Consider the following 3,159-nt stretch of genomic DNA (forward strand, 5'->3'; position numbering starts at 1 on the left):
CGGAGCGCTCGGCCCGGCGCAGGGTCACCTCGTCCAGGCGGGCGCCCATGCCCGCGTCGCCCGCCCACAGGTTCCAGGCCAGGGACGTCGCCGCGAGGCCCTGGGCGGCGCGGTGGGCGGCCAGCGCGTCGAGGAAGGCGTTGGCGGCGGCGTAGTTGCCCTGGCCCGGCGCGCCCAGGGCTCCGGCCGCGGACGAGAACAGCACGAACGCGGCCAGCGGGAGGTCGCGGGTCAGTTCGTGGAGGTGCCAGGCGCCGTCGGCCTTGCCGTGGAAGACGGCGCGGACCTGCTCGGGGGTGAGTGTTCCGGCCAGTCCGTCGTCGACGACCCCGGCGCAGTGGACGACACCGGTCAGCGGGTATCCTTCGGGGATCGCCGCGAGCAGGGCGGTCAGGGCCTCGCGGTCGGCGACGTCGCAGGCGGCGACGGTCACTTCGGCGCCCAGTTCGGCGAGTTCGGCGGTCAGTTCGGCGGCGCCGGGACCGTCCGGGCCGCGCCGCCCGGTGAGCAGCAGGTGCCTGACGCCGTGCCGGCGGACGAGGTGGCGGGCGACGATGCCGCCCAGGCCTCCGGTGCCGCCGGTGACGAGTACGGTGCCGTCCGGGTTCCAGTCGCCGGGCCGCGGGTCGTCCGGCACGGGTGTGCGGGCCAGCCGCGGTACGAGCACCGCGCCGTCGCGCAGGACCAGTTGCGGTTCCCCGCAGGACAGGGCGGCGCGCAGTTCGTGTTCGGGCGCGTCGTGGTCCGCGCCGACCAGTACGAACCGTCCGGGGTTCTCGGCCTGTGCGGAGCGCACCAGGGCCCAGAGGGGGGCGAGTGCCGGGTCGTCCGGCGCGTCGCGCGTGACGATCGCCAGTCGGGTGTCGTCACGCAGCGCGTCCTGGATGAGCCGCAGGGCGTGCAGCGTCGCCGTCCGTGCCGCCTCGACCGGGGAGCCGGGGAAGGAGTCCGGGACGAACGCCAGGTGGAACTCCCGGGCCGCGGCGTCCGGTTCGGACGGGGCCTGGACCCTGGCCCATTCAAGGTGCAGCAGCGAGCCGTCCCGCGCGCCGGACGGCCGTACGCCGTCCATCGCCACGGGCCGCTGGACGAGCGAGCGGACGGTGGCGACCGGTGCGCCGGTGGTGTCCGCGAGTTCGACGGAGATCTCGTCCGGGGCCGTCCGGACGAGGTGCACGCGTACGTCCGTGGCGCCGGCGGCGTGCAGTTCGACGCCGCGCCAGGCGAACGGGAGACGCACCCGGCCCTCGTCCTCGGGCCCCTCGGCGGCGTGCAGGGTGGCGTCCAGCAGGGCGGGGTGCAGGCCGAACCGCTCGCCGCCCGCGTCGTCGAGGGCGGCCTCGGCGAAGACCTCGTCCCCGCGCCGCCAGGCGGCCCGGACCCGCTGGAACGCCGGTCCGTAGCCGTATCCCTGAGCGATGTGGCGCTCGTAGAGGCCGGCGACGTCGATCGGCTCGGCGTCGGCCGGCGGCCACTGGGTGAACACGGACGTGTCGGCCGCGGGGCCCTGACCGTGTCCGGCGAGCACTCCGCTGGCGTGCCGGGTCCAGTCCTCCTCGCTCTGTGCGGGGCGGGAGTGGATCTCGACGGTGCGGCGGCCCGTCGTGTCGAGTGCGCCGACGACGACCTGGACCTCCGCACCGGAGTCCGTGGTCAGTGCCAGCGGTGTCTCCAGGGTGAGTTCCTCCACCGCGGCGCAGCCCGCCTCGTCCCCCGCCCGGACGGCCAGTTCGACCATTCCGGTGCCGGGCACGAGGACGGCCCCCGCGATGACGTGGTCGGCCAGCCACGGCTGTGACCGGGTGGACAGCCGGCCCGTCAGGACCAGGGTGTCGGTGCCCGCGAGGCCGACGGCGGTGTCGAGCATCGGGTGCCCGATCGTGCCCGGCGTGTTCCCGGCGTCCAGCCAGTAGCGCTTGCGCTGGAACGCGTAGGTGGGCAGCGGGATCCGGCGGGCGCCCCGGCCGTCGAAGAAGCGGTCCCAGTCGACGGGAAGGCCGCGGGCGTGCGCCAGGCCGAGCGCGGTGACGGCCTGGCGCTCCTCGTCGTGCCCGTCGCGCAGCAGCGCGGCGAACGCGGCGTCGGCGCCGTCGTCGGTGAGGCAGTCGCGGCCCATCGCCGACAGGACGGCGTCGGGGCCCAGTTCCAGGTACGTGGTGACGCCGTCGGCCTCCAGCCGGCTCATGCAGTCGGCGAACCGCACGGGCTCGCGCACGTGCCGCACCCAGTGGTCGGCGTCGAAGCCGGTGACGGGTTCGCCGGTCAGGTTGGACACGACGGGGATGCGCGGCGGCAGGTGGGTGACGGTCTCGGCGACCCGGCGGAAGTCGTCGAGCATCGGGTCCATCAGCGGTGAGTGGAAGGCGTGCGAGACCCGCAGGCGCTTGGTCCTGCGTCCCTGCTCGGCGAAGCGTGCCGCGACGGCGAGGACGGCGTCCTCCTCTCCGGAGAGCACGATCGCGGACGGCCCGTTGACGGCGGCGATGCCCACCCGTTCGGTCAGGTACGGGGCGGCCTCCGTCTCCCGCGCCTGTACGGCGACCATGGCCCCGCCCTCGGGGAGCTCGTCCATCAGCGTGCCGCGGGCGCCGACCAACAGGGCGGCGTCGGCGAGGGTCATGACCCCGGCGACGTGCGCGGCGGCGATCTCGCCGATGGAGTGTCCGGCGAGCAGGCCGGGCGTGACGCCCCAGGACTCCAGCAGCCGGAACAGGGCCACCTCGACGGCGAAGAGCGCGGCCTGCGCGTACCGGGTCCGGTTCAGCAGGGCGGCCCGCGGTGAGCCGGGTTCGGCGAACAGCACCTCGCCCAGGGGTTCGTCGAGGTGGAGGTCGAGGTGGTCGGCGGCCTCCTGCAGTGCCTGCGCGAACACCGGGAAGGCGCGCACGAGTTCGCGGCCCATGCCGGGGCGCTGGCTGCCCTGGCCGGTGAACAGGAACGCGGTCCGGCCCGTGGCCAGCGTCGTCCCGGTGTGCAGTCCGGGTGCGGTGGTGCCGGCGGCGAGGGCGGTCAGGGTGCGGCGCAGCTCCTCGCGGTCGGCCGCGACGACGGTGGCGCGGTCGCGCAGTGCGGCGCGCGTGGTGGCGGCCGAGTACGCGATGTCCAGCGGGGACGCCTCGTCGACGGTCCGCAGGAGCCGTTCGGCCTGACCGCGCAGCG

General features: G+C 75.5%; 1 protein-coding gene. It reads right to left on the reverse strand.

What is annotated here, in order from left to right:
• Nucleotides 1-3,159, reverse strand: a 3,159-nt coding sequence (locus B7767_RS34250) for an SDR family NAD(P)-dependent oxidoreductase (protein ID WP_143652785.1), incomplete at both ends; no start/stop codon positions are given.

It is taken from the genome of Streptomyces sp. 13-12-16 (genome assembly GCF_002114215.1).
Lineage (GTDB): Bacteria > Actinomycetota > Actinomycetes > Streptomycetales > Streptomycetaceae > Streptomyces.